The sequence below is a fragment of the Achromobacter insuavis genome (genome assembly GCF_902859645.1).
GTDB classification, from domain to species: Bacteria; Pseudomonadota; Gammaproteobacteria; order Burkholderiales; family Burkholderiaceae_B; genus Achromobacter; species Achromobacter insuavis.
Genome location: NZ_CADIJR010000079.1, coordinates 1 through 26,614, shown reverse-complemented (window position 1 = coordinate 26,614; position 26,614 = coordinate 1). Strand labels below are relative to the sequence as shown.

Genomic DNA, 26,614 nt, shown 5'->3' with positions numbered 1-26,614 from the left:
CTCGGCCGCGTCGGCGCCGCCGATGCCCGCGCCGTCGCCGGCCACGTACACGCCGGCCACGCTGCTGCGCCCGGCCGCGTCCAGGCGCGGCGTCCAGCCACGGTCGCGGACATTGAAGGCGAACTGGCAGCCCACCAGGCTGGCCAGCTGCGTTTCGGAACGCAGCGACAAGCCATAGCCCAACGCGTCGCAATCCACCCGCCGCTGCCGCGCTCCCTGGCGGTAGAGCAGCCCGGTGACGCGCGCTTCGCCCTCGACCCGCACCGGCCGCACGCCGCTGGCCATGGGCACGCCATGCGCGCGCAGCCAGGCCATGTAGTACAGCCCCTTGGCCAGCAGGCCCGGCGCGCGCAGCATGCCGGGCAACGCCGCCAGGCGGTCGGCGAAGCGCGAGGTATCCAGCACCGCCACAACGCGGGCGCCGGCCTTGGCGTACTGGTAGGCGACCAGATAGAGCAGGGGACCAGTGCCCATGAACGCGACGCGCTCGCCGATGGCGCAGCCCTGGTGCTTCAACGCCACCTGCGAACCGCCCAGGGTGTACACGCCCGGCGTCAGCCAGCCCGGGAACGGCAGCACGCGATCGGTGGCGCCGGTGGCCAGGATCAAGTGGGTGTAGGGCACGGGCGCGCTGTTGCCGTCGCGCAGCACATCGAGCGTCTTGCCTTCGGCGTTCCACACCAGGCTGCCGGGCCGGTAATCCAGCTGCGGCGCCAGCTCGTCCATCTTGCGGTGCAGCGCATCGGCCTTGCGGTGCTCGAAGCCATACAGCGCCGCCTTGGTCCGCGCGAAGCCGGGCGGCGGCTGGCGGTAGATCTGGCCGCCAGCGCGCGGCGCCTCGTCCAGCACCACCGGCCGCAGGCCCTGGGCCGCCAGCGTCTGCGCGGCGCGAATGCCGGCGGGGCCGGCGCCCACGATCACGGGCAGGATCAGGTTCATGATGCGTCGCCCTCCGCCGCCAGCGTGCCCGGCACCTGCTCGGCGCGCAGCGGCGCGCTGCGCAGGCGCATGCCCGCTTCGATGTAGGTGGAACAGGCGCGCAGACGCGTGCCATCCTCGCGCTGCATCCAGCAGTCCTGGCAGGCGCCCATCATGCAGAAGCCGGCGCGCGGCCCGCCGCCGAATTCCGACAGGCGCAGGCGCTCGGCCTGCGTCAGCACCGCCGTCAGCACGGTATCGCCGGCCAGCGCGGTGCAGGGTTTGCCGTCCAGCGTGAAGGCGACGGCGGGCCGGGCCGTTTCGGCCAGGCGTTTCAGTATTGCCATGATGGCGGGGTCTCCCGTTGCGTACCCGGCTTGCGCTTCATTTCTGTCCCACCAGCACGCGGTCCAGCCCGTAGACGCGATCCAGCAGCAGCATGGTCGCCGCGGTCAGGCCGATCACCAGCGCCGACACGGCGGCCATCATCGGGTCGATCGACTCGGTGGCGTACATGTACATGCGCACCGGCAGCGTGATGGTCGACGGCGCGGTGATGAACACCGACATGGTCAGCTCGTCGAAACTGTTGATGAAGGCCAGCAGCCAGCCGCCCGACACGCCCGGAATGATGAGCGGCAGCGTCACCTGGAAGAACACCGTGGCGCGGCTCGCGCCCAGCGACAGCGCGGCATGCTCGACCGAGCGGTCAAAGCCCACCAGCGCGCCGATCACCAGCCGCATCACGTAGGGCGTGATCACCACCACGTGGCTGAACACCAGCCAGCCGAAGCTGCCGGTGGTGCCCATCAGCGCGAAAAAGCGCAGCAGCGCCACGCCCAGCACCAGGTGCGGAATCATCAGCGGCGACAGGAACAGGCCGTTGAGCGCATCGCGCCCGGGAAAGCGGTAGCGCGTGATGGCGATGGCCGCCGGCACCGCCAGGCACACGGCGATGCTGGCCGACAGGAACGCCAGCCACAGGCTGTTCTTGAACGCCTGCATGAAATTGGGATGCTCGAACACCGCGTGGAACCAGCGCAGCGAGAACTGCGTGGTCGGCACCGTCAGCGTCGACTCGGGCGTGAACGCCACCAGGCACACGATGGCCAGCGGCGCCAGCACGAACGTCACCACCAGGGCATTGAAGGCCAATGCGAAAGGACCGTTCTTCTGCATGATCGCTGTCCTCGTTCAACCCAGGCTGCGCCGGTAGGAACGTTCCACCACGCGGTTGTACGCCATCATGATGATGACGTTGACCACCAGCAGCACGATGGCGATGGCCGCGCCCAGCGGCCAGTTCAATTCGGTCAGGAATTCGTCGTAGACCACCGTGGCCACCATCTTCAGGCGGCGTCCGCCCAGCAGCGCGGGAATCGCGAACGAACTGGCCGACAGCCCGAACACGATCAGGCTGCCCGACAGGATGCCCGGCATGGCCTGCGGCAGCACGATGCGCAGCAGCGTCTGGAAACGCGACGCATTGAGCGACAGCGCCGCGTGCTCCACGGTCGGGTCCAGCTTCTGCAGCGAGGTCCACACCGGAATCACCATGAACGGCAGCATCACGTGCACCAGGCCGATGATGACGGCGGTGGGCGTGTACAGCAGCGGTCCCAGGCCCAGCGCCGCGGCCGCGCGGCCAATGGCCCCGCCCGGCCCCAGCAGCATGCTCCAGCCGAAGGCGCGCACCACCAGCGAGATCAGCAGCGGCGACAGCACCACCAGCAGGAAGATCGAGCGCCACGGCTTGCCCATGCGCGACAGGATGTAGGCCTCGGGCGCGCCGATCAGCACGCAGATCAGCGTGGTCACGCCCGCGATCCAGAACGTGCGCCAGAAGATCTCCAGGAAATAGCCGTCGGTCACCACCGCCAGGTAGTGTTCGAAGGTGTGCCCGGGCAGGATGCCCGCGCTGTAGTCGAACGGTCGGAACGACAGCACCAGCGTCAACGCCAGCGGCGTCAGCACCAACGTCAGGAACACGATCGCCAGCGGGATCGAACCGAGAATGGCCAGCAGGCCGTCGGTGCGCGGCTTGGGCGCGCGGACGGCGCCGGGTTGGGTCAGCGTCGCCATGTCAGGCCTCTTCGGCAACCGCCGCCACGGGCAGCACGCGCAGCACGCCTTCGGCCCAGTCCAGGCCGATCTGGTCGCCATCATCGTGCGGCCGGCGGCCGTCGTTGGGCGTCAGCACCGTCAGCGCCCCCACCGGCGAATCCAGCCCGTACATCCACTGGCTGCCCAGGAAGTAGCGCGTGCTGACCACACAGGACAGCTTGCCCTGGCCGGCCGGCACCGGCACCAGCTTCTCCGGCCGCAGCGACAGCTGCACGCTGTCGCCATGACGCAGGCCCGCGCCGTCGACCAGCACGCGCAGCGCGCCGGTCTCCACCTCGGCCTGCGCGCCGCAGCGCGTCACGCGGCCCGGCAGCAGGTTGGTCTTGCCGACGAAGCGCGAGATGAATTCGCTCTGCGGATGCTCGTACATGCGGTAGGGCGCGTCCACCTGCGTGGCGCGGCCGTCCTGCATCACCACCACGCGGTCGCTGATCGACAGCGCCTCGGCCTGGTCGTGCGTCACCATCACGGTGGTGGTGCCGATCTGCTTCTGGATGCTGCGCAGCTCGAACTGCATGTCCTCGCGCAGCTTGGCGTCCAGGTTCGACAACGGTTCGTCCAGCAACAGCACCGGCGGCCGGATCACCAGCGCGCGCGCCAGCGCCACCCGCTGGCGCTGCCCGCCCGACAGTTCACGCGGAAAGCGGTCGGCATGCTTGTCCAGCTTCACCAGCGCCAGCGCCTCGCGCACCCGCGCCTGGCGCTCGGCGCGCTCGACCTTGCGCATCTTCAGCCCGAACGCCACGTTGTCCGCCACCGTCAGGTGCGGAAACAGCGCATAGCTCTGGAACACGATGCCCAGCCCGCGCGTGTTCGGCTTGGCATGGGTGATGTCGCGGCCGTCGAGCGTGATGCTGCCGCGCGTCACGTCGGCAAAGCCCGCGATCATCTGCAGCGTGGTGGTCTTGCCGCAGCCCGACGGCCCCAGCAAGGACACGAATTCCCCTTTCTCGACCGCCAGGTTCAGATCCGAGACGACCCGCAGGTCGCCGTAATTCTTGGAGACGTTGTCCAACCGCAGAAATGACATATTCCAAACCTCGTGCCCGGTGAGGAGCGCTGCGCGGGGCCGGCCCCGCGGTGCAATCGATGCAGGGCAGTCTAGGAGTCGCCGAAAAGGCCGGTCAATTAGGGTTTTCCGAAGAATCGAATTTTCTTCTTATTATTTCCGTATAACTGAATTTCCTGATAAAAATACAGCCGTATATTTTGATTATCGGAATTGAACAATGAAGAAATCAGAAGCCGCCGACGACGCCGGCGCCCAGGGCGTCCTGCAACGCGCCTTCGCCGTACTGCGCGTCCTGTCCGACGCCAAGGGCGAAAAACTGCGCCTGACCGACATCGCCGCCCGCACCGGCCAGGCCCAGGCCACCGTGCACCGCGTGCTGCAGGGCCTGGTGCAGGAAGGCATGGTCGAACAACCCGCCCAGAGCAAGGGCTACCAGCTCAGCGTCGCCTTCTTCTCCCTGGCCGCCGCCGCCGGCAACCACCAATCGACCCTGCGTTCGATCTACCGCCCCGTCATGCTGCGCCTGAGCGGCATGCTCAACGACACCATCTTCCTGCTGGTGCGCAGCGGCTTCGACGCCGTCTGCCTGGACCGCATCGACGGCGCCTTCCCGGTGCGCTCGCACACCGGCGACATCGGCGGCCGCGTCCCGCTCGGCCTGGGCCAGGGCGGCCTGCTGCTGCTGGCCAACCTGCCCGAGGCCGAACGCGAAGAAGTCCTGCGCTTCAACATCCCGCGCCTGCACCACCTGGGCTTCGTCGACGAAATCTCGATGCGCGCCGGCATCAAGGAATGCCAGGAACTCCAATACGCCCGCAGCAAGGGCCAGGGCATCTTCCCCAACATCGCCGGCCTCGCCGTCCCCGTGCACGACCCCAACGGCGTCACCGTCGCCGCCCTCAGCATCGCCGCCCCCGTCGAACGCATCAGCGACGAACGCCTCCCCCTCATCGTCGAAATCCTGCGCCGCGAAGCCGCCGGCATCAGCGCCCAACTCAACCCGTTCGACCCGGCGCTAAGGCGCCCCAGCCAATTCCTCGGCACCGGCAACCGGGAATAAACCCGCAGCGCCACACCCCTCGCCGCGCCGGCCGACCTACGAAGAAAGACTCGCGAGCAAAAACCCGCAAGCAAAAAACAAAAAAGCCGGCAAGCCGCCACAGCGACCCACCGGCTTCCAGCCGATCAGAGCAACCCTCAGACGGGATAAGTCCCCGGCAACAAAATACTCCGATCCCCGACGTCGATATTGCGCCGCCCGCAAAGCGCCATCGTCGTATCCATTTCCTTGTAAAGGATCTCCAGCACGCGAGTCACGCCCGCCTGCCCGTATGCCCCCAACCCGTACAGGAAGGCCCGCCCGATCATCGCTCCGCGCGCGCCCAGCGCCACCGCCTTGAGGATGTCCTGCCCCGAGCGCACGCCGCCATCCATCCACACTTCGATCTTCGACCCCACCGCATCCGCGATCGACGGCAGCGCCGCGATCGACGACATCGCGCCATCCAGCTGGCGTCCGCCATGGTTGCTGACGATCAGCGCATCGGCGCCGCTATTGGCCGCCAGTTGCGCATCCTCGACATCCAGGATGCCCTTGATGATCAGCTTGCCGCCCCAGCGCTGCTTGATCCATTCCACATCGTCCCAGCTCAGGCGCGGATCGAACTGCTCGGCCGTCCACGACGACAGCGACGACAGATCGCTCACGCCCTTGGCGTGGCCGACGATGTTGCCGAACGTGCGGCGCTTGGTGCCCAGCATGCCCATGCACCAGCGCGGCTTGGTCGCCAGGTTGATGAGATTGCGGATGGTCGGCTTGGGCGGCGTCGACAGGCCGTTCTTGATGTCCTTGTGGCGCTGGCCCAGGATCTGCAGGTCCAGCGTCAGCACCAGCGCCGAGCAGCCTGCCGCCTTGGCGCGGTCGATCAGGTCGCCGACGAACTCGCGGTCGCGCATCACGTAGAGCTGGAACCAGAACGGCTTGCCGGTGGCCGCCGCCACGTCTTCCAGCGAGCAGATGCTCATGGTCGACAGCGTGAACGGCACGCCGAAATCGGCCGCCGCCTTGGCCGCCAGGATCTCGCCATCGGCATGCTGCATGCCGGTCAGGCCCGTCGGCGAAATCGCCAGCGGCATCACCGCGTCCTGGCCCACCAGTGTCGTGCGCAGCGAGCGGCCTTCCATGTTCACCGCCACGCGCTGGCGCAGCTTGATCTTCTGGAAATCGCTTTCGTTGGCGCGGTACGTGCCTTCCGTCCAGGCGCCCGAATCGGCGTAGTCGTAGAACATGCGCGGCACGCGCTTGCGCGCAATCGCGCGCAGGTCTTCGATGCAGGTGATCGTGGAGAGGTTAGCGGTCATGGTTATTTTTCTGGGGAAAGTGGGACGCGACCCCGCGGCGACCGGCCCGCGCGAACCCGCATGCGTCGTCCAGACACTTGCCGTTCACGCCGGGCGGCAAGGCCCCGCGGCGCCGCCCAGTATACGCGCCGAGGCCGGCAAGCGCCCCTTGCCGGCCCCGGTTCCCCCTTCATCGCGACCGCATTTGCGTCGACGGCGACGCGGCCGCTGACTCCGCCGCTAGCGCGGCCAGACCTTGGTCACCGCCCGGATCGTGGCCCACGCCACCCAGCGCGGGCTGGTCAGCCGCGCCCCCGGCAGGCGCCGCAGCACGTCCACCGCCAGGCCGCCACGGCGATGCCATTCCTTCTTGCGGGTCTGGCTGTCGGTCCAGCGGCCTTCGAGCCACGGAAACTCGCGCCGTCCCGGCTTGTAGACCGGCGGCGTGTTGTAGATCAGGATGTACGCCAGCCGCGGCTGCGGCGACGTATTGGCGCCCGTGAAATGCAGCGTGCGCGCATCGTGCACGGTGCAGCCGCCGGGTTGCAGCGGTTCGGCCACCGCCTGGTCGCGCGGGAAATCGGCGCAGCACTCGAGCGGGTGCAGCGTCTTGTCGCCGCCGGGCGAGCGATGCTCCAGCACCTCGCTCTTGTTGGAGCCCGGGATGAACTGCATGCAGCCGTTCTCCAGCGTGGCCGGCTGCAGCGCCAGCCAGATGCTCAGCTCGTTGTAGACGAAGTCGGGCGAGCGGAACGCCTCATCCTGGTGCCACGGCGTCTCGGGCCCCACCAGCGCCGGCTTGAGCAGCGCATGTTCGCCGTACAGCGCGGCGTCCTCGCCCAGCAGTTGGCGCGCCAGCTCCAGCGTGCGCTCGTGATAGGCGGTCTTCAGCAGGCCCGGGGCATAATGGCGCGGATCGTGCAAACTGGGAAACTTGGCCGGCTTGGACGGGTCGTCGCGACTGATGAAATCGTATTGCGCCCCCTCGTTGTAGCCCGTCTTGTTCGCGAACAGTTCCAGCAGCGTGCGCCGGATATAGCCCACCTCGTCCTGCGGACACATGTCCGGCAGGGCCAGGTAGCCCTGGTCCCGATAGCGTGCTGTTTCTGCTTCCGACAACAAACTGGTCTCTTCCATAATGGCTTCTCCAAGCTTTGCTTGCGGGTGTTCCCGTTGGCACGTTTTGACATGTGCTCTAACGTATCGCTTCGATGCCCGAGGGGCCTATCGATCATCCGCTGTAGTCGGAACCGCCTAGGTCACCGGCGCGCCGCGGCGCATCATCCGAAGGAAAACCAATGCAAGACACCCATATCGAGACCGTCCACGTCACCGTCAGCGGCACCGTGCAGGGCGTGGGCTACCGCCATGCGGCGGTGCGGCGCGCGCACCTGCTGGGCGCCCGCGGCTGGGTGCAGAACATGCTGGACGGCACGGTCGAGGCCCTGGTGCAGGGCACGCCCGACCAGGTCGATCACATGCTGGAATGGTTGCGGCGCGGCCCGCCCGGGGCCGAGGTCGTCGAAATGGTCACGCGCCGGGACTACACCGACAAGCGTTATGCCCATTTCGAACAGCTGTAGGAAGCGCGCCACGGCCTACGCCGCTCATCCGAAAGCGGGGTGGAGACAAGGATGAATGCCGCGGGCCAGGCCCGCGGCGCGGGACGGGATCAGCGGTTGCGCAGCCAGCGCCCGCCGACCTGGTTGATGATCAGGCCGGCCAGCACGCAGCCCGCGCCCAGCCATTGCAGCGGCTGCAGCCGCTCATCGAAGGCGGCCGACGCCGCCCACAGGCCCACCACCGGCACCAGCAGCGAGAACGGCGCGATCCTGGCGGCCGGATGGCGCGTCAGCAGCTGCGTCCACAGGGTATAGGCCAGCAGCGTGGCCAGCACCGCCAGGTACAACACCGACAGCGCCTCGCCCCAGCCTATCCCCAGGATCATGCCCGTCACCGCGTCCCAGCCGTCGGCGAGCACCGCCAGCCCCAGGAACGGCAGCACCGGCGCGGCGCTGCTCCAGGCGATGAACGCGAACGGGTCGTAGCCGGGCGACTTGCGGCTGGCCAGGCGCACGATGATGTTCGACACCGCCCACATCGCGGCGCCGCCCAGCGTCAGCACGAATCCCAGCATGGTCATCTGGCCCGGCCCCTCGCCGCGGCCGGCGGCGATCACCGCCAACCCCAGCGCGGCCACGCCCAGCCCGAGCCAGTGATGCGGCCGCGCGCGTTCGCGCAGCACCGGCGCGGCCAGCAGCAACGTGAAGAAGGCTTGGGTCTGGATCACCAGCGAGGCCATGCCCGCCGGCATGCCGAATTTGAGGGCCGTGAACAGCAGGCCGAACTGGCCCAGCCCCTGCACCAGCCCGTAGGCGGCGATCCATTGCCACGGCAGGCGCGGCGGCCGCACGAACAGCACCAGAGGGAAGGCGGCCAGCGCGAATCGCAGCGCGCCCAGCATCATGGGGGAAAGGCCCTTGAGGCCGATCTTCATGATGACGAAGTTCAGGCCCCAGATCACCACCACCGTCAGGGCGCAGAGATAATCTTTCTTGGAAAGTTGGGTAGCGGCGGACATCCCGCATTATCGCATCGCCCGCCCCCGTGAAACGCCGGATCAGCGGCTTGCCAGCACTTTTTTGAAGGCCTCGATGGCGCGGTCGATGTCCTCGTCGTCGATGTGGCGGTGGGTCACGCAGCGCAGCCGCGTGCGGCCCCACGGGCGCGTCAGCAGGCCCGCCGCTTCCAGCGCCGTGACCCAGTGCGCGTTGGTCATGCCGGTGTCGGCGGTCTCGACCTGCACGATGTTGGTCTGCGGCACCGTGGCCGACAGCACCGGATCCAGGCGGTTCAGGCCGTCGCTCAGGCGGCGCGCGCGCGCATGGTCCTCGACCAGCCGGTCGCCCATGGTCTGCACGCCTTCCAGCCCGGCCGCGGCCATGATGCCGGCCTGGCGCTGGGTGCCGCCGAGCATGCGCCGCAGCACCCGCGCCCGCGCCATCACCTGGCGCGGACCGGTCAGCACCGCGCCCACCGGCGCGCTCAGGCCCTTGGACAGGCACAGCGACACGGTATCGGCATGGCGGGTGATCTCGGCCGGCGCCACGCCCAGCGCCACCGCGGCGTTGAACAGGCGCGCGCCATCCAGGTGCACCGGCACGCCGCCGGCCTGCGCCATGCCATGCACCGCCTGCATGTGGTCCAGCGGCAGCACCGCGCCGCCGGCGTTGTTGTGCGAGGTCTCCATCGCCACCAGCGAGGTCTTGAGCTTGTGGCCGCCCGATTGCATCGCGTCTTCCAGGCGGTTCAGGTCCATCGCGCCGTCGGTGCCGGGCACGCCCTGGTAGAACAGGCCGGTGAAGGTGGCGGCGCCGCGCTCGGATGTGTACATGTGCGCGGCCGACTCCAGCACCACCTGTTCATTGCGCTGGGTCTGCGCCAGCACCGCCAGCAGGTTGGCCATGGTGCAGCTGGGCACGAACAGCCCGGCTTCCTTGCCCAGGCGCGCGGCCACGTGCGCTTCCAGCGCCCGCACGCTGGGGTCGCCGTCCAGCCCATCGTCGCCGATGGGCGCCGTGCGCATGCGCTCGTACATGGCGGCGGTGGGGTGGGTGACCGTGTCGCTGCGCAGGTCGACGAGCGGGTGGGAGGGGTCGACGGAGATCCGCTGGCTCATGGCTATCAGTGCTGCAAAATTTTGGAAAGGAACTGGCGCGTGCGCGGGGCGCGCGCCTCGACATCGCCGAAGAACGCGTCCTTCGGGCAGTCTTCGACGATCTTGCCGCCGTCCATGAAGATCACGCGGTCGGCGACGCGGCGGGCAAACCCCATTTCGTGGGTCACCACCATCATGGTCATGCCTTCGCCGGCCAGGTCGGTCATCACGTCCAGCACCTCGTTGACCATCTCCGGGTCCAGCGCCGAGGTCGGCTCGTCGAACAGCATCACCACCGGGTCCATCGACAGGGCGCGGGCGATCGCCACGCGCTGCTGCTGGCCGCCGGACAGCTCGCCCGGGTGCTTGTCCTTGTGCGCCGACAGGCCGACCCGCTCCAGCAGCGCCAGCGCGCGGGCGCGGGCCTCGTCCTTGCCGCGCTTGAGCACCTTGAGCTGGCCCAGGCACAGGTTCTCGGTCACCGACAGGTGCGGGAACAGCTCGAAATGCTGGAACACCATGCCGGCCACCGAACGCAGCTTGGGCAGGTTGGTGCGCGGATCGCCCACCTGGATGCCGTTGACCACGATCTCGCCCTTCTGGAAGGGCTCGAGCGCGTTCACGGTCTTGATCAAGGTCGATTTGCCCGAGCCGGAGGGGCCGCACACCACCACCACCTCGCCGCGGCCGACGGTGGTGCTGCAATCATCCAGCACCTGGAAATCGCCATACCACTTGCTGACCTGCTTGATCTCGATCATCGGGGGTTTCGAAGAGAGTTGCATCGTTGGACCTGTGGATAACCTGGGCGCCTAGCGCAGCACCCGGACGCGCTTTTCCAGCCGTTTGACCAGACGGGATGCCGTGAAGCAGATCACGAAATACACCACCGCCACGAAGAGATAGAGTTCCACCAGCCGGCCGTCGCGCTGGCCGATCTTGGACGCCGCGCCCAGGAAATCGGTGAGCGACAGCACGTACACCAGCGAGGTGTCCTGGAACAGGATGATGACCCGCGTCAGCAGCGCCGGCACCATGTTGCGGATCGCCTGCGGCAGGATCACGTAGCGCATGCCCTGCCAGTGGTTCAGGCCCAGCGCCATGCTGGCCGAGACCTGGCCGCGCGCGATCGACTGGATGCCGGCGCGCATGATCTCGCAGAAGTACGCGGCCTCGAACAGCGTGAACGTGACCACCGCCGAGTTGAACGCCCCCACCCGCAGCGGCGTGGGCGAGCCCACGATCCAGGCGGCGATGTAGGGCACCAGGAAGTAGAACCAGAAGATCACCAGCAGCAGCGGCACGGAACGCATCACGTTCACGTAGATGCCCGCCGGCACCGACAGGATCCGGTAGCGCGACAGGCGCATCATCGCCAGCACGGTGCCCAGCGCCAGCCCCATCACCGCCGCCAGCAGCGTCAGGGTCAGCGTGAACGTCATGCCGGTCTGGAACAGGTACGGCAGCGCGCTGCCGATGACGTCGAAATCGAATTTGCCCATGGCGGTTCCTAGCGTCCGTTCTTGGTCGCCGCGCCGATCAGGCCGGGAACCGCCACATGGCGTTCAAGCAGGCGCATGCCGAGCACCACCGTGCCGTTCAGGATCAGGTAGATCACGGTCGCCGCCGAAAACGCCTCGAAGATATGGAAGCTGAACTCCGCCATCGAGCGGGTCTGGCCGGTCAGCTCCAGCAGGCCGATGGTCAGCGCCACCGACGAATACTTGATCGTGCCCATGAACTCCGAGGTCAGCGGCGGCAGCACGATGCGATAGGCCTCGGGCAGGATGATGTAGCGGTAGACCTGCGTCTCGGTCAGGCCGAGCGCCGTGCCCGCCTGGAACTGGCCGCGCGGCAGCGACTGGATGCCGGCGCGCAACTGCTCGGCCACGCGCGCCGAGCCGTAGAAGCCCAGACAGAGCACCGCCGGCAGGAATTGCCCCCAGGGCTGCGGCATCTGCTTCATGGCCAGGCCCCAGGCATGCGGCAGCAGCTCCGGCAGCACGAAATACCACAGGAACATCTGCACCAGCAGCGGCACGTTGCGGAAAATCTCGACATAGGTGGCGCCGACCGCATTGGCCAGGCGCGACGAGGCGGTGCGCATCACGCCCAGGCACGAGCCGAGCAGCAGCGAGAACACCCACGCCGTCAGGGCCAGCGCCAGGGTCCAGCCCACGCCGATCAGGATGGTCTCCAGGAAGGTATGCACGCCGTCGGGCGACATCTCCAGGAAGATGCTCCAGCTCCAGTTGTAATTCATGCTTTGAGGACCTGTGGACAACCAAAGAAACGGGCGCCGGCGGCCGGCGCCCGGTTTAGCGTGTCGCCGCCCGGCCCCCGGGGGCCGCGGCGGCGGACCGGCTTACTCGTAGGCCTTGGGGTCGCCGGAGTCGGTCGGATGGGCCAGGGCGCGCTTGAGCGCGTCGCTCATCGGGTACTTCAGGTTGATCTGCTTGGGCGGGATCGGGGAATTGAAGTACTTGTCGTAGATCGCGGCGACGCGGCCGCTCTTCATCAGGTCCAGCACGGCGTCGTCCACCACCTTCTTGAAGGCCGGATCGTCCTTGGGCTGCATGATGCCGTAGGGCGCCAGTTCCAGGCCCTTGGTGCCGATCACGAAGGCGTCGGGGTTCTTGGACGAGGCCACCACGCCATAGGCGATGCCGTCATCGTTGGCCGAGCCCGCGGCGCGTCCCGATTCCACCATCAGCAACGTTTCCGCCGTATCCTTGGTGGGTGCCATGGTGATGCCCAGGTTGCCCTCGGCGTTCAAGCGCGAAATCAGCTTGAAGGTCTGGCCGCCGGCCTGCGCCGCGATCGACTTGCCGCGGAACGAGGCCAGGTTGTTGGGATCCACGCCGCCGTCCTTGCGCGCCACCAGCACCACCTGCGCCACGAACGTGGTGGGCGCGAACGACACCAGCTTGTGGCGTTCGAGGTTGTTGGTGGTGTTGCCGCACTCCAGGTCGATGGTGCCGTTGGCCAGCAACGGGATACGCGTGGCGGAGGTGGTCGGGTTGTAACGCACGTCCAGCTTGGGCAGCTTCAGCGCGGTCTTGATGTGCTGGGCGATTTCCTGGCAGATCTCGACGGTGTAGCCGATCGGCTTCTGGTTGCCGTCCAGGTAGGCGAACGGCACGGAGGTCTCGGGATGGCCGATGGTGATCACGCCGGTGTCGCGGATCTTGTCCAGGCGGCTGGGGCCTTCGGCGTGGGCGGCGGCGCTGCCGAACAGGGCGGCGGCGACCGAAATCGCGGCAAATGCTTTCATCTTATTCCCTTGGCGCCGGTCGAGCGGCGCGTGCTTATGTTCACGAACAGCGGAGCCGGAGTGCATACGACCCGCCGCGTCCCGCGATGAGCCCCGCGGCTGGCAAAAAGTATCAACTAGCGTTATGGTTTTATCCAGTTCCAATCGGGTATTCCTCTATACGGATTTGATATGGCCATTACACGAATGGGCTTGCGACACATCGAGGCTTTCCGGGCCGTCATGATGACCGGATCCATGACCGCCGCGGCGCGCAGAGTGCATACCTCGCAGCCGCACGTTAGCCGCTTAATAGCGCAATTGGAAGCAATCACCCAATTTCCCCTGTTCGACCGCAACGGCAGCCGCCTGACCCCCACCCAGGACGGTTCGCGCTTCTTCCAGGAGGTCGAAAAGACCTTCATCGGCCTGGCCGGCCTGGAATCGGCGGCGGCCAGCATCCGCTCCTTCAGCGCCAGCCGCCTGAGCGTGGCGGCCATGCCGCGCCTGGCCGGCGGCCTGCTGGCGCGCATCGTGGCCGCCTTCAAGACCGAATACCCGGACGTCATGGTCTCGATCCATTCCGGCAACGCCAGCGCGGTGCACAACTGGATCAGCTCGGGTTTCTGCGACACCGGCCTGGCGATGCTGTCGGGCGACAGCCCCGGCATCCAGGTCGAGCCGGTGCTGACCATGAACTGCGTGGCGGTGCTGCCCAAGGGGCACCGGTTGACCAAGCTGAAAAAGCTCAAGCCGGCCGATTTCGCCGGCGAGCCCTTCATCGCCTTTCCCAGCGCCACGCCGCTGCGGGAAAAGATCGACGCGGTCTTCAAGGCCGCCAAGGTCGAGCGCCAGACCGTGGCCGAGGCCGGCCTGGGCTCGTCGGTCTGTGCGCTGGTGGGCGCCGGCCTGGGCGTGGCGCTGATCAACCCGCTGGCCGCGCGCGAGGAATACGAGGCCAACGGCGTCGAAGTGCGCCCGTTCAGCCCGGCGGTGCCGGTCACGGTGGCGCTGCTGTACCCGCCGTACCACACCCGCACCCGCCTGGTCAGCGTGTTCTCGCGCTACGCGCACCAGTTGATGCAGGAAGAAATGGCCGATCTGAAGGCGCGGCCGGGGCGATGATGGCAACGCCCCCCCGCCGCGCGGAAACGACAAGGCCCCGACATCGGGGCCTTTTTTGCCCGCGGCCGCCCGTCGTCAGGCAGTCGCGCCGTCCGGGCGCGGCTCGCGCAGATCCAGCCACGCCACCAGCAGCAATCCCCCCGCCAGTCCCAGGTGCTCGTAGAACGCATTGGCGGCCATGAAGCGTTCCTGGCCGGCCGGCATCTCCCAATAGCGCAGCGCGATGCCCGTGGCCGCCAGCGTGAAGGCGGCCAGCGCCAGCGCCCCCAGCCAGCGCAGGCGGCCGCTCAGGATCATGGCGGAGGCCGCCAGTTCCAGCGCGATCACCAGCACCGCGAACAACGGCCCGGGCGCCAGCCCGAAATGCGCCATCTCCGCCAGCGCGCCGGGAAAGTCGGTCAGCTTGACCAGCCCGCCCTGCAGGTAGGCGGCGCACAGGCCCAGGTAGGCCAGGAACCGCACCACCGGCGAACCGAACAGCGGCCGGGCCAGGCCGGCCAGCCGCCGCTCCCATTGAAAGGTCGCGTTCATGGCCGGCCTCCTCAGACGGCCCAGCAGGAGCAACCCAGGGCGCCGAAGAAGCCCTGGAGGTCGGAACTGGGCGCCTTCGAGGCCCACGCCTTGGCATGGTCATGCCCATGCAGCCCGCAACTGCTGGCGCACGCGCAGGCCGCCATGTTGCGGTAGCCCAGCGAATTGCGGCCGGCGCCGTCGGGGTCGCCCCAGGCGGCATAGCCGCCGAACAGGCGCGTGGGCGACCAGTCCGGCATGGCGGGCGGCAGCGGATTGTCGTCCTCGGGCCCGAATTCGCCGGCGCCGTAGACCACCCGGCCGCCAACCACCGTCAGGTCCGAGGTCAGGAACGAGATCTCGTCCTCGCTGCAGCGGAAGTAGTCCTTGCTCGGCACGATGAAGTCGGCCAGCTGGCCCGGCTGGATGCGGCCGCGCTTGCCTTCCTCGTTGGCGAACCAGGCCACGTTCTCGGTCCACATGCGCAGCGCGGTCTCGCGGTCCAGGCAGTTGCGCGCCGGATAGAGGCGGGTGCCGCCCACGGTCTTGCCGGTCACCATCCACGACAGCGACACCCACGGGTTGTAGGACGCGACACGGGTGGCGTCGGTGCCGGCGGAAACCTTCACGCCGCGATCCAGCATCCTGGCGATGGGCGGCGTGGCCTCGGCCGCGGCCGCGCCGTAGCGCTCGATGAAGTACTCGCCCTGGTAGGCCATGCGATGCTGCACGGCGATGCCGCCGCCCAGCGCGGCGATGCGGTCGATCGACTTGTCGGAAATGGTCTCGGCGTGGTCGAAGAACCAGTTCAGCCCGGTCAGCGGCGTGTCCTGGTTGACCTTCTCGAACACATCCAGCGCGCGCGAGATGGTCTCGTCATAGGTGGCGTGCAGACGCCACGGCCACTTGTTCTGCACCAGCACGCGCACCACTTCCTCCAGCTCGCCTTCCATCTCGGGCGGCATGTCCGGCCGCTCGACGCGGAAGTCCTCGAAGTCGGCGGCCGAGAACACCAGCATCTCGCCGGCGCCGTTGTGGCGGAAGTAGTCGGTGCCCTGCTTGTACTTCACGCTGGACGTCCACTTGAGAAAGTCTTCCTTCTCCTGCTTGGGCTTCTGCGTGAACAGGTTGTAGGCCAGCCGCACGGTCATCTGGCCTTCGTCGGCCAGCTTCTGGATCACGGCGTAGTCATCGGGATAGTTCTGGAAACCGCCGCCCGCGTCGATCACGCCGGTCACGCCCAGGCGGTTCAGCTCGCGCATGAAATGGCGCGTGGAATTGACCTGGTAGTCGAACGGCAGCTTGGGCCCCTTGGCCAGCGTGGCGTACAGGATGGTGGCGTTGGGCTTGGCCAGCAGCAGTCCGGTCGGGTTGCCCTGCGCGTCGCGGATGATCTCGCCGCCCGGCGGGTTGGGCGTGGTCTTGGTGTAGCCCACCGCGCGCAGCGCGGCGCCGTTGAGCAGGGCGCGGTCGTACAGGTGCAGCAGGAACACCGGCGTGTCGGGCGCGACGGCATTGATCTCCTCGATCGTCGGCAGGCGCTTCTCGGCGAATTGGTGCTCGGTGAAGCCGCCCACCACCCGCACCCATTGCGGCGCCGGCGTGATGGCGACCTGGCGCTTGAGCATCGCCATGGCGTCGGCCAGCGAGCGCACGCCGTCCCAGCGCAGCTCCATGTTGTAGTTCAGGCCGCCGCGCACCACGTGGGTATGGTTGTCGAACAGGCCGGGCAGGGCGCCGCGCTGCTTCAGGTCGACGCGGCGGGTGGCGGGACCGGCCAGCGCCATGACCTCGGCATCGGTGCCGACCGCGACGAAGCGTCCGTCCTGGATGGCGACGGCGCTGGCCAGCGGCCTAGCGCGGTCCAGCGTGGTGATGCGGCCGTTATGGAAGATGACGTCCGGGTAGGCGTTTGAGGCGTTTGGCATGGGGGATTCTCCTTTGGAACGGGCAGCGGCGCGTCCGCCCAACAGGCTATTGAGGGCCAGCGTGGAAGCAACACCGATGAGGTCGCGGCGGGTAGGCATACGATATCTCCGTGGGTGCGAAAAAAGGGGTTCAGCCCTGGTCTTTGTCCTGGGCCTGGCGGCCCGGCAGCTGCCCGAACACGTGGCTCACCGCCTTTTCCTTGTCGCAGGCGGCGACGAAGGCCGTGCCATTGAGCAGCTGCTTGCCCACCGGCACCAGCTGCTCGCCGACCAGGATGCCCAGCAGGCCGATCAACGCCACCAGCGGCGGCGCCGGCGAACGCACCTGCAGCAGGCTGTACACCACGCCGACCAGCAGACCGGCGCCCAGGGAAAGCAGATAGATCTTCATGCGCATTCTCGTGTGTGTCAGGAAGGGGGAAAGTCGGATCACGCGTGGGTATCGGCCAGCAGCACTTCGGCGTCGTCGAGCGCGGTGATGCGCACATCGGCTTCGTCCTCGATGGCGGCGCCGTCGCCGCTGCCCAGCTCGACGTCGTTGACGGTCAGGCGGCCCTTGGACGCCACCAGGTAGCCACGGCGCCGGCCGCGGGCGAAACGGTAGGTGGCGGCCTGGCCGGCCTTGAGCGCCACCGCCAGCACCCGCGCATCGCTGCGGATCGGCAGCGCATCCTCGTCGCCCTCGATGCCGCTGGCCAGCGTGACGAAATGGCCGTCGCAGGCGTCGCGGGCAAACGTCTTCCTGCCCCAGCTCGGCGGCACGCCGCGGCGATCCGGTTCGATCCAGATCTGGAACACCCGCGCCGGCCCGCCTTCCATGTTGAATTCGGCGTGCGTCAGGCCGCTGCCCGCGCTCATGACCTGCACGTCACCGGCGCGGGTGCGGCCGCGGTTGCCCAGGTCATCCTCATGGGTCAACGCGCCTTCCCGCACGCAGGTGATGATTTCCACATCGGTGTGCAGCAGCGCGGGAAAACCGGCGCCCGGCGCGATGGTCTCGTCGTTCCAGGCGCGCAGCGCGCCCCAGTTCATGCGCCGCGGATCCAGGTAGTTGGCGAACGAGAAATGGTGTTTCACATCGAGCCAGCCGCGGCGGGCGTGGCCCAGGGTTGTCAAAGGTCGGCGCTCTATCATGGCGAGCCTCCAGGTGGGACGAATGGGAAAGCGGGGCGTCAGCGCTTCAGGGCCAGGAAGTGATGCACCTCGGGCTTGTCGGGACCGATATGGAACCGCAGCGCCTCGGCCTGCAGATCAGCGTCGGCATGCGAGACCCGATGGTGCTGGCGCAGATGCTCGGCCCACGACTCCACGAAGAACCACTCCACCACCCGCTCGGGATCGCTGGTGTGCTCGGCCACGCCCCAGGAATAGGCGCCGTCGCGCAGGCGCTCCTGCGACAGGCGCTGCATCGCGTCCAGGAACGCCGGACGGTCTGCCTGGCGGATGCGGTACTCGACCTGGATCAGCACCGGGCCGCGGTCATGCGCCACCGACTCCGACACCAGCGGCTCGGGCCAGTGGTTCGACGCCTGCAGGTCGGCTTCGCCCACCGGCAGCCGCGCCCGATGGAACAGCAGCGCCACGATCACCAGGCCGACGGCGCTGACCACCAGGGCGTAGGGCACGCCGATTTCACGCGCCACCAGGCCCCAGCCCAGGCTGCCGGCCGCCATCGCGCCGTTGAACACCATCAGGTACACCGCCAGGCCGCGGCCGCGCACCCAGTTGGGCAGGATCGCCTGGGCCACGCCGTTGAAGGTCGTCAGCGCCGTGATCCAGCCCATCCCCAGCAGCACCAGCATCAGCACCGCCAGCCACTTGGGCGGGGCGAACACCAGCACGCCCATCACCACCGCGCTGACCACGGACGCCAGCAGCACCAGCCCGTCCGCATTCAGCTTGGCGCCCAGCTTCGGCATCACCAGCGCGCCCAGGATCGCGCCGGCGCCCACGGCGCCCAGCAGCATGCCGTAGAAGCCGGACGTGCCGCCCAGCATCTGCCGCGCCACCAGCGGCAGCAGGGCCCACACCGCGCTGGCGAACAGGAAGAACACCGCGGCGCGCAGCAGCACGCGATGCAGTTCCTTGCTGGCCCGCGTATAGCGCAGGCCGGCCCGGAACGCGCCCAGGAAGTTCTCCGACAGCGCGCTGTCGGTCGCCGCCGGACGCTTCCACCACAGCAGGGCGGCGATCACGAACACATAGCTCAACACGTCCATGCCGTAGGTCACCGCCGCGCCGAAGCTGGCCAGGATCAGGCCGCCCGCGGCCGGACCGATGGCGCGCGCGATGTTGATCCCCAGCGAGTTCAGCGCCACCGCGCCCTTCAGGTTCTCGCGCGGCACCAGCTCGGGCACGATCGACTGCCAGGTCGGGCCCATCAGCGCCGCGCCGATGCCGCCGACGAAGGTCAGCGCGATCAGGTAGTCCACCGTCAGCGCGCCGAAATGCGACAGCAGCAACAAGGTGCCGCTGACCGAGGCCAGCAGCAACTGCACGAAGATGAGGAAACGCCGGCGGTCCAGGATGTCCGACAGCACGCCGGCCGGAATCGCCAGCAGGAAGATCGGCAGCGTCGCCGCCGTCTGGATCAGCGCCACCGCGGCCGGGCTGGCCGACAAGTCGGTCACCAGCCAGGAGCTGGCGACGTCGCGCATGAAGCTGCCCACGTTGCCGAGCACCGCGGCCGCCCACAGGACGGCGAACACGGGCTGGCGCAGAGGCGCAAAGCTGCCTCCCGCGGAGGGAGAAGGGGAATTCGGCATGGAATGCTCCGGGATCGCGCTGGGTCGCCAGGGGCCGTGCATCCCGCCGCCTGCCGTGATCGGAAAAAGAAGCGGCCCGGGCCGTTGCCGGCCCGGGCGCGGGGCTTACTTGGCCGGGTTGGGGCCGATGCGCTCGCCGTGCGTCACGCGCTCGGCCAGCTTGTGCACGTGGGTGACGGCGTAGTCGATGCCCATGCCGTAGGCGCCGGAATGTTCCTTGGCGATGCCGGTCACGGCGTCGTAGGTTTCCTGGCGGGCCCAGTCGCGCTGCCATTCCAGCATCACCTGCTGCCAGGTCACCGGCACCACGCCGGCCTGGATCATGCGGTCCATCGCGTACTTGTGCGCGTCGGCCGAGGTGCCGCCCGAGGCGTCCGCCACCATGTAGATCTCGTAGTCGCCTTCGAGCATGGCGCACAGGGCGAAGGTGGTGTTGCAGACCTCGGTCCACAGGCCGGCCACGACGATCTTCTTGCGGCCGTTGGCGGCCAGCGCGTCGCGCACGTTCTGGTCGTCCCACGAGTTCATCGAGGTGCGCTCGAGGATCTTGTTCTCGGGGAACACGGCCAGCAGTTCGGGGAAGGTGTTGCCCGAGAAGCCATCGGTCTCGACGGTGGTGATGGTGGTCGGGATGTTGAAGGTGCGCGCGGCCTTGGCCAGGCCCACCACGTTGTTCTTGAGCGTCTGGCGATCGATCGACTGCACGCCGAAGGCCATCTGCGGCTGCTGATCGATGAAGATGATCTGGCTGTTCTGCGGGGTAAGGACTTCGAGGTATTTGTTGGCGGACATGGTGGCTCTCTCTTTCAGGGAATCGTTCAGGGGAATGCGGCAAGGTGAATTCGGGCGCTGCGCAAACCGCTCCGGCTTGCCCCGCTGTCGTCGTGCTCGAATGCCGCTTGAGGGGTTTCGTTCACGTCGTGTGTCGGTATGGGCATAGTAGGGATCCGCCCCCCGCCTGAGAATCCGCAGCGGGGAATTGCATCCTTTCCATTTTTTGCATGATCCCCGCGACACGGGCATTTCCCGCCGGTGCGCCCCGGGCATTCTTGTTCGTCACATAGTCAGCCGCTATCATCGACGCGACTTTCTTTGCGAGAACCACCATGAACAAACTGCCGGATCTGGAGGGCTGGGCGATCTTCGCCAAGGTCGCCGACACGGGCTCGTTCGCCAAGGCCGCGGCCGAACTGTCCCTGTCCCAGGCCACGGTGTCCAAGACCATCACGCGTCTGGAGACCAAGATGAAGACCATGCTGTTCCACCGCACCTCGCGCAGCATGTCGTTGACGGAGTCCGGCTATGCGGCGCTGGAGCGCGCCGCGCGCATCCTGGAAGAGGGCGAGGCGGTCGAGGCCGAGGTCACCGAGAAATCCACCAGCCTGCGCGGCAAGATTCGCCTGGCCGCACCCATGTCCTTCGGCGTCACGCACCTGGCGCCGATGCTGCCGCCCTTCATGCAGGCGCATCCCGACGTGGACCTGGAGATCGAGTTCAACGACAAGCAGGCCGACCTGGTGTCGGAACGCTTCGACCTGGCCCTGCGCATCTCCAACCTGGTGGACTCCACGCTGCTGGCGCGGCGCCTGTGCTCGGTGCGCATCCTGCTGGTGGGCGCGCCCAGCTACTTCAAGCGCGCCGGCAAGCCCAAGCATCCGCGCGACCTGGCGCAACACACCGCGCTGCAATACATGTACGCGCGCAACGGCTCGAGCTGGCGCTTCCGCCACGAAAAGCACGGCGAGTTCTCGCAGTCGCTGCCGGTGCAGCTGAACGTCAACAACGCCGAGGCGCTGTCACCCGCGCTGCAGGCCGGCCTGGGCCTGGCGCTGCAGCCGGAATTCCTGGCCTGGGAAGACCTGCAATCGGGCGCGCTGGAAACCGCCATGGACGACTGGCAGATCGACCCGATCGCGCTGCACATCGTCACGCCGCCGGGCCGCCGGCGGCCGGCGCGGGTGCAGGCGCTGATCGAATACCTGGCGGAACGGTTGACGGCGGAGCCGTGGGCCAGCGACGTGCAGGCGTAGGGCGCGGTCGCCCTGCGGGCCCTATCCGGCGGTCTGACGCTGCGGCGCGCGCTGCGGGCCGGCGGGCAGGCCCGCAGGCAGGCCGCATCAAAACAAAAGGGGCTGCGCAGGCAGCCCCTTTTTCATGCACGCCGCGAAGCCCTGACGGGCTTGCGGCCAATCGTGCCGATCAGACGTCGATGTTCCCCGCCGACAGCGCATGCGCCTCGATGAAGTTGCGGCGCGGTTCGACGTCGTCGCCCATCAGCGTGGTGAAGACCTCGTCGGCCGCGATGGCGTCCTCGATCTGCACGCGCAGCAGGCGGCGCACCTTCGGGTCCATGGTGGTTTCCCACAGCTGTTCCGGGTTCATTTCGCCCAGGCCCTTGTAGCGCTGCTTGGAGATGCCGCGATCGGCTTCGCTGCGCAGCCACTGCATGGCTTCGCGGAAGTCGGAGACGTTCTGCTCCTTGCGCTTTTCGCCTTCGCCACGCGCGGCCAGCGAACGCGGGCCGACCTTGCCGGAGAAGCTCTTGGCGGCGCGCGACAGGATCGCGTAGTCGGAACCGCCGACGAAGTCGGCGTCGATGATGCTGACGCGCACGTTGCCGTGGTGCATGCGCTGGATCGACAGGCGATGGCGTTCGGTGGCCTCGTCGAATTCGGGCACCACTTCCACGCCGTTGCCGCTGACCGGATCACGCATGGCATCGGCCAGGCGCTTGGCCGAATCGGCGGCGGCCTCGGCCGACTCCAGGTTGATCTCGACGCCCTCGGCCATGGCCGACAGCGCCGCCACGTCGAACACGCGCGACAGGCGCGCGATGACGCCGTCGGCGGCCACGTACTGGCGCGCCAGCTCGTTCAGCTCGTCGCCACGGATGATGTTGCCGCCGGAGATGATCTCGGCGTCCTTCAGGGCCAGCTGCAGCATGAACTGCGCTTCTTCCTGGTCATCCTTCAGGTAGCGCTCTTCGCGGCCGACCTTGACCTTGTACAGCGGCGGCTGGGCGATGTAGACGTAGCCGCGCTGCACCAGCTCGGGCATCTGGCGGTACAGCAGCGTCAGCAGCAGCGTGCGGATGTGCGCGCCGTCCACGTCCGCGTCGGTCATGATGATGAGGCGGTGATAGCGCAGCTTGTCGACGTTGAAGTCCGGGCCGATGCTGGTGCCCAGCGCGGTGATCAGCGTGGCGATCTGCTCGCTGGCGATCAGGCGGTCAAAGCGCGCCTTCTCGACGTTCAGCACCTTGCCGCGCAGCGGCAGGATGGCCTGGAACTTGCGGTCGCGGCCCTGCTTGGCCGAGCCGCCTGCGGAGTCACCCTCGACGATGTACAGCTCGCACAGCGCCGGATCCTTTTCCTGGCAGTCGGCCAGCTTGCCGGGCAGGCCGGCGCCTTCCAGCACGCTCTTGCGGCGCGTCATTTCGCGCGCCTTGCGGGCGGCTTCGCGCGCGCGGGCGGCTTCGACGATCTTGGCGCACAGCGCCTTGGCGTCGTTCGGATGCTCCAGCAGCCAGGTTTCCAGCGTGCGGGCCACGGCCTCTTCAACGGCCGGACGCACTTCGCTGGACACCAGCTTGTCCTTGGTCTGGCTGCTGAACTTGGGTTCGGGCACCTTCACCGACAGCACGCAGGCCAGGCCTTCGCGCATGTCGTCGCCGGAGGTCTCGACCTTGGCCTTCTTGGCCAGTTCGTTGTCGGTGATGTACTTGTTGATGATGCGGGTCATCGCCGCGCGCAGGCCGGTCAGGTGCGAGCCGCCGTCGCGCTGCGGGATGTTGTTGGTGAAGCACAGCACGCTTTCGCTGTAGCTGTCGTTCCACTGCATCGCCACTTCCACGCCCACCGGCACGCCGCCCGCCGACGACTCGGTGGTGACCGAGAACACGTTCGGGTGCAGCACCGTCTTGGCGCGGTTGATGTATTCGACGAAGCCCTTCACGCCGCCCGAGAAGGCGAAGTTCTCTTCCTTGCCCTGGCGCTGGTCGATCAGGCGGATCTTGACGCCGTTGTTCAGGAACGAGAGCTCGCGCAGGCGCTTGGAGAGGATCTCGTAGTGGTACTCGATGTTGTTGAAGATGATCGGGTCGGCCAGGAAGCGCACTTCGGTGCCGCGCTTGTCGGTCGTGCCGGTCACGGCCAGGGGCGCGACGCGCTCGCCCTGGCGGAATTCCATCTGGTGCACTTCGCCGTTGCGGCGAATGGTCAGGCGCAGCCACTCGGACAGCGCGTTCACGCACGACACGCCCACGCCGTGCAGGCCGCCGGACACCTTGTACGAGTTCTGGTCGAACTTGCCGCCAGCGTGCAGTTCGGTCATGACGATTTCCGCCGCGCTGCGGTGGAATTCGTCGTCCTTGTGGATATCCGTGGGGATGCCGCGGCCGTTGTCGGTGACCGAGATCGAGTTGTCGGTGTGGATCGTGACGACGATGTCGTCGCACCAGCCGGCCAGCGCTTCGTCAATGGCGTTGTCGACGACTTCGAACACCATGTGGTGCAGACCGGTGCCGTCCGACGTGTCGCCGATGTACATGCCGGGGCGCTTGCGCACGGCCTCCAGCCCCTTGAGCATCTTGATCGAGTCGGCGCCGTAGCCGCCGTTCTCGGGAGTGGTGTTCTGCTGATCTGACATGTCTGTATCGATAACGCTTTAAAGAACGGCCTGGCGGCCGGACCGCCGGCGGGCCATCGGGCCCGCGGGCGGCACAAACCCACAGCTGCGCGGACTCAGATCCGCATGGGCATGACGACGTACTTGAACTGGTCGTCTTCGGGCAGGGTGATGAGCGCCGACGCGTTGGCATCGGGCATGACCGACCACTGGATGTTGTCCACCTTGACGTTGGCCAGCACGTCGAGCAGGTAGCCGACGTTGAAGCCCACGTCCAGCGGTTCGTGGCCGTAGTCGATGTCGATTTCTTCCTGCGCCTCTTCCTGCTCGGCGTTGGAAGAAGAGATCTTCATCTGGTTCTGCGCCAGTTGCAGGCGCACGCCCTTGAACTTGTCGGTGGTCAGGATGGCGGCGCGCTGCAGGCTGCCCTGCAGGGCTTCGCGGCCCACCAGGAAGTGGCGCGTGTAGTTGGTCGGGATGACGCGGGTGAAGTCGGGGAACTTGCCTTCGACCAGCTTGGACACCAGCTCGACGTCGCCGAAGCGGAAACGGATCTGGCCCGGCGCCACGTCGATCGAGACGAGCTCGTCGGAGTCTTCCAGCAGGCGCTGCATTTCCAGCACGGTCTTGCGCGGCACGATCACTTCGTGGCGTTCGCTGATGCCGTCGGCTTCGGTGGAGCAGTGCGCCAGGCGGTGGCCGTCGGTGGCGACCGCGCGCACGCGGCCCGGTTCGAACACCAGCAGCATGCCGTTCAGGTAGTAGCGGATGTCCTGTTGCGCCATGGCGAAGTGCACCATGTTGAACAGGTGGCGCAGCGTGCGTTGCGGCATGCTCAGCGACACGTCCCACTGCTCGGGCTGGGCCACGGTGGGGAATTCGCTGGCGGCCAGCGTCTGCAGCGCGAAGCGGCTCTTGGCCGACTGCACCGACAGCTTGTTGCTGGCCAGCGCCAGGCGCACGTCGCCGGTGTCCGGCAGGGCTTTCAGGATGTCCAGCAACTTGCGCGCCGCGACCGTGGTGGACTCGTTGTCGTGGCCCACACCGAAGTCGGCGTGCGTGGTGATCTGCACTTCCAGGTCGGTCGCGATGAAGGCAACCTTGTTGCCTTCCTTGCGCATCAGGATGTTCGCCAGGATGGGCAGGGTATGGCGTCTTTCGACGATGCCCGCCACGGTCGACAGCGGTTTCAGCAATGCATCGCGTGTGGTTTGTACGAGTTGCATGGTCATCCTTTTAGAGTTTGTTCCAACACGTGCAGGGTATGGTTGAGCTCCGCTTGCTTGGCGCGGGCGTCGGAAATCTTGCGTACGGCGTGCAGCACGGTGGTGTGGTCACGGCCACCGAACAGATCGCCGATTTCCGGCAGGCTTTTCTGGGTCAGCTCCTTGGCCAGGTACATGGCGACCTGGCGCGGCAAAGCGATATTGGCCGGCCGGCGTTTCGAATACATGTCGGCGACCTTGATCTTGTAGAAATCCGCCACCGTCTTCTGGATGTTCTCGACGGTGATCTGGCCGTTGGACACGGACAGCAGATCCTTCAGGGCTTCCTTGCAGACGTCCACGGTGAGCACATCGCGGCCGTGGAAGCGGGCGTAGGCCAGCACCTTGCGCAACGCGCCTTCGAGTTCGCGCACGTTGCTGCGCAGGTGCTTGGCGATGAAGAACGCCACTTCCTCGGGCATCGGCACGCCCTCGGACTCGGCCTTGCGCAGCAGGATCGCCACGCGCATCTCGAGTTCGGGCGGCTCGATCGCGACCGTCAGGCCGGAATCGAAGCGCGAGATCAGGCGGCTGTCGATGCCCGACAGTTCCTTCGGATAGGTGTCGCTGGTGATGATGATCTGCTTGCGCTGCGCCACCATCGCCTCGAACGCATAGAAGAATTCTTCCTGCGTGCGGTTCTTGCCGGAGAAGAACTGGATATCGTCGATCAGCAGCAGGTCGAGCGAATGGTAGTAGCGCTTGAAGTCATCGAACGCCTTGCGCTGGTACGCCTTGACCACGTCGGACACGTATTGGTCGGCATGCACGTAGCGCACGCGCACCCCGGTGCCCGCCGCCACCATGGCGTTGCCGATGGCGTGGATCAGGTGGGTCTTGCCCAGGCCCACGCCGCCGTACAGGAACAGCGGGTTGTACGAGGTGCCCGGGTTCTCGGCCACCTGCAGCGCGGCGGCGCGCGCCAGCTGGTTGGCCTTACCCGTCACGAAGTTCTCGAACGTCAGGTCGGTGTTCAGGCGCGAGCGCTCGTACACGATGTTGGCGGCGTCCGCGTTCACGGCCGCGGCCGCCGCGGTGGTCGCGACGGGAGCGGGCGCGGCGGGCTGCGCCGGCATGCCTGGCGGCGGCG

General features: G+C 67.5%; 26 protein-coding genes. 4 read left to right on the top strand and 22 right to left on the bottom strand.

The window, feature by feature from the left end; all coding sequences use genetic code 11:
* From H0523_RS26500 to H0523_RS26480, 5 genes are all read right to left on the bottom strand, one after another.
* Positions 1 to 939 (bottom strand): NAD(P)/FAD-dependent oxidoreductase (locus H0523_RS26500; RefSeq protein WP_180180199.1); only part of this gene is annotated, 939 nt, incomplete at its 3' end.
* Positions 936 to 1,265, bottom strand: a complete 330-nt coding sequence (locus H0523_RS26495; protein WP_054431058.1) for a (2Fe-2S)-binding protein — start codon at positions 1,263 to 1,265, stop codon at positions 936 to 938. The genes H0523_RS26495 and H0523_RS26500, both read right to left, overlap by 4 nt.
* A gap of 37 nt (positions 1,266 to 1,302) precedes the next feature.
* Positions 1,303 to 2,097 (bottom strand): ABC transporter permease, encoded by a 795-nt coding sequence (locus tag H0523_RS26490; protein WP_054431056.1) that lies wholly within the window; start codon positions 2,095 to 2,097, stop codon positions 1,303 to 1,305.
* 15 nt (positions 2,098 to 2,112) lie between these two features.
* Positions 2,113 to 3,000, bottom strand: coding sequence for an ABC transporter permease (locus H0523_RS26485; RefSeq protein ID WP_054431055.1), 888 nt, complete (start codon positions 2,998 to 3,000; stop codon positions 2,113 to 2,115).
* Between the two features lies 1 nt (position 3,001).
* Positions 3,002 to 4,072, bottom strand: coding sequence for an ABC transporter ATP-binding protein (locus H0523_RS26480; protein WP_035359809.1), 1,071 nt, complete (start codon positions 4,070 to 4,072; stop codon positions 3,002 to 3,004).
* 199 nt (positions 4,073 to 4,271) lie between these two features.
* Between H0523_RS26480 and H0523_RS26475 the strand changes: the two genes are divergently transcribed.
* Positions 4,272 to 5,114: an IclR family transcriptional regulator gene (locus tag H0523_RS26475; RefSeq protein ID WP_054431053.1), complete on the top strand. Its 843-nt coding sequence runs from the start codon at positions 4,272 to 4,274 to the stop codon at positions 5,112 to 5,114.
* A 137-nt stretch (positions 5,115 to 5,251) separates the two neighbouring features.
* Here H0523_RS26475 and H0523_RS26470 read toward each other — a convergent pair whose 3' ends face one another.
* Together H0523_RS26470 and H0523_RS26465 are read right to left on the bottom strand one after the other, a co-directional pair.
* Entirely contained in the window at positions 5,252 to 6,415 is a 1,164-nt protein-coding gene (locus H0523_RS26470; protein ID WP_054431051.1) for an alpha-hydroxy acid oxidase, read from the bottom strand.
* 219 nt (positions 6,416 to 6,634) lie between these two features.
* Entirely contained in the window at positions 6,635 to 7,531 is an 897-nt protein-coding gene (locus H0523_RS26465) for a phytanoyl-CoA dioxygenase family protein (RefSeq protein ID WP_054431049.1), read from the bottom strand.
* 161 nt (positions 7,532 to 7,692) lie between these two features.
* On the opposite strand from H0523_RS26465, the gene H0523_RS26460 reads away from it, so the two are divergent.
* Entirely contained in the window at positions 7,693 to 7,977 is a 285-nt protein-coding gene (locus tag H0523_RS26460; RefSeq protein ID WP_054431048.1) for an acylphosphatase, read from the top strand.
* A gap of 89 nt (positions 7,978 to 8,066) precedes the next feature.
* On the opposite strand, the gene H0523_RS26455 is transcribed toward H0523_RS26460, so the two are convergent.
* The 6 genes from H0523_RS26455 to H0523_RS26430 all read right to left on the bottom strand — a co-directional run bounded on the left by H0523_RS26455 (position 8,067) and on the right by H0523_RS26430 (position 13,326).
* Entirely contained in the window at positions 8,067 to 8,975 is a 909-nt protein-coding gene (locus H0523_RS26455; protein WP_054431046.1) for an EamA family transporter, read from the bottom strand.
* A 39-nt stretch (positions 8,976 to 9,014) separates the two neighbouring features.
* Entirely contained in the window at positions 9,015 to 10,073 is a 1,059-nt protein-coding gene (locus H0523_RS26450) for a threonine aldolase family protein (RefSeq protein ID WP_054431045.1), read from the bottom strand.
* 5 nt (positions 10,074 to 10,078) lie between these two features.
* The gene (locus H0523_RS26445; protein WP_054431043.1) at positions 10,079 to 10,813 is read right to left on the bottom strand and encodes an amino acid ABC transporter ATP-binding protein; all 735 of its coding nucleotides are present in this window, start codon (positions 10,811 to 10,813) and stop codon (positions 10,079 to 10,081) included.
* 51 nt (positions 10,814 to 10,864) lie between these two features.
* Positions 10,865 to 11,554: an amino acid ABC transporter permease gene (locus H0523_RS26440; protein WP_054431041.1), complete on the bottom strand. Its 690-nt coding sequence runs from the start codon at positions 11,552 to 11,554 to the stop codon at positions 10,865 to 10,867.
* Positions 11,555 to 11,562: 8 nt separating this feature from the next.
* Positions 11,563 to 12,315 (bottom strand): amino acid ABC transporter permease, encoded by a 753-nt coding sequence (locus H0523_RS26435; protein WP_054431039.1) that lies wholly within the window; start codon positions 12,313 to 12,315, stop codon positions 11,563 to 11,565.
* A 102-nt stretch (positions 12,316 to 12,417) separates the two neighbouring features.
* Positions 12,418 to 13,326, bottom strand: coding sequence for an amino acid ABC transporter substrate-binding protein (locus H0523_RS26430; RefSeq protein WP_006392145.1), 909 nt, complete (start codon positions 13,324 to 13,326; stop codon positions 12,418 to 12,420).
* Between the two features lie 171 nt (positions 13,327 to 13,497).
* Between H0523_RS26430 and H0523_RS26425 the strand changes: the two genes are divergently transcribed.
* On the top strand, positions 13,498 to 14,430 hold the full coding sequence (locus tag H0523_RS26425) for a LysR substrate-binding domain-containing protein (protein WP_006389526.1): 933 nt from the start codon (positions 13,498 to 13,500) through the stop codon (positions 14,428 to 14,430).
* A gap of 75 nt (positions 14,431 to 14,505) precedes the next feature.
* Here H0523_RS26425 and H0523_RS26420 read toward each other — a convergent pair whose 3' ends face one another.
* From H0523_RS26420 to H0523_RS26395, 6 genes are all read right to left on the bottom strand, one after another.
* Positions 14,506 to 14,961, bottom strand: a complete 456-nt coding sequence (locus H0523_RS26420) for a DoxX family protein (RefSeq protein ID WP_054431038.1) — start codon at positions 14,959 to 14,961, stop codon at positions 14,506 to 14,508.
* Positions 14,962 to 14,972: 11 nt separating this feature from the next.
* The gene (locus H0523_RS26415; RefSeq protein WP_054431036.1) at positions 14,973 to 16,868 is read right to left on the bottom strand and encodes an amidohydrolase; all 1,896 of its coding nucleotides are present in this window, start codon (positions 16,866 to 16,868) and stop codon (positions 14,973 to 14,975) included.
* Between the two features lie 130 nt (positions 16,869 to 16,998).
* Positions 16,999 to 17,259: a XapX domain-containing protein gene (locus tag H0523_RS26410; protein WP_054431034.1), complete on the bottom strand. Its 261-nt coding sequence runs from the start codon at positions 17,257 to 17,259 to the stop codon at positions 16,999 to 17,001.
* A 38-nt stretch (positions 17,260 to 17,297) separates the two neighbouring features.
* Entirely contained in the window at positions 17,298 to 18,002 is a 705-nt protein-coding gene (locus tag H0523_RS26405) for a pirin family protein (RefSeq protein WP_054431032.1), read from the bottom strand.
* A 38-nt stretch (positions 18,003 to 18,040) separates the two neighbouring features.
* Entirely contained in the window at positions 18,041 to 19,633 is a 1,593-nt protein-coding gene (locus H0523_RS26400) for an MFS transporter (protein WP_054431030.1), read from the bottom strand.
* A gap of 105 nt (positions 19,634 to 19,738) precedes the next feature.
* Positions 19,739 to 20,425 carry a hydrolase gene (locus H0523_RS26395; RefSeq protein ID WP_006392138.1) on the bottom strand — a complete coding sequence of 229 codons (687 nt, stop codon included), beginning with the start codon at positions 20,423 to 20,425 and terminating at the stop codon, positions 19,739 to 19,741.
* A 314-nt stretch (positions 20,426 to 20,739) separates the two neighbouring features.
* Between H0523_RS26395 and H0523_RS26390 the strand changes: the two genes are divergently transcribed.
* Positions 20,740 to 21,663, top strand: a complete 924-nt coding sequence (locus tag H0523_RS26390; protein WP_054431028.1) for a LysR family transcriptional regulator — start codon at positions 20,740 to 20,742, stop codon at positions 21,661 to 21,663.
* 169 nt (positions 21,664 to 21,832) lie between these two features.
* Here the strand turns inward: H0523_RS26390 and gyrB are convergent, their stop codons facing one another.
* The 3 genes from gyrB to dnaA form a co-directional block, all read right to left on the bottom strand.
* Positions 21,833 to 24,280 (bottom strand): DNA topoisomerase (ATP-hydrolyzing) subunit B, encoded by a 2,448-nt coding sequence (gene gyrB / locus H0523_RS26385; protein WP_054431026.1) that lies wholly within the window; start codon positions 24,278 to 24,280, stop codon positions 21,833 to 21,835.
* 95 nt (positions 24,281 to 24,375) lie between these two features.
* Positions 24,376 to 25,485 (bottom strand): DNA polymerase III subunit beta, encoded by a 1,110-nt coding sequence (dnaN, locus tag H0523_RS26380; protein WP_054431113.1) that lies wholly within the window; start codon positions 25,483 to 25,485, stop codon positions 24,376 to 24,378.
* A gap of 2 nt (positions 25,486 to 25,487) precedes the next feature.
* Positions 25,488 to 26,614 (bottom strand): chromosomal replication initiator protein DnaA (dnaA, locus tag H0523_RS26375; RefSeq protein WP_070540514.1); only part of this gene is annotated, 1,127 nt, incomplete at its 5' end.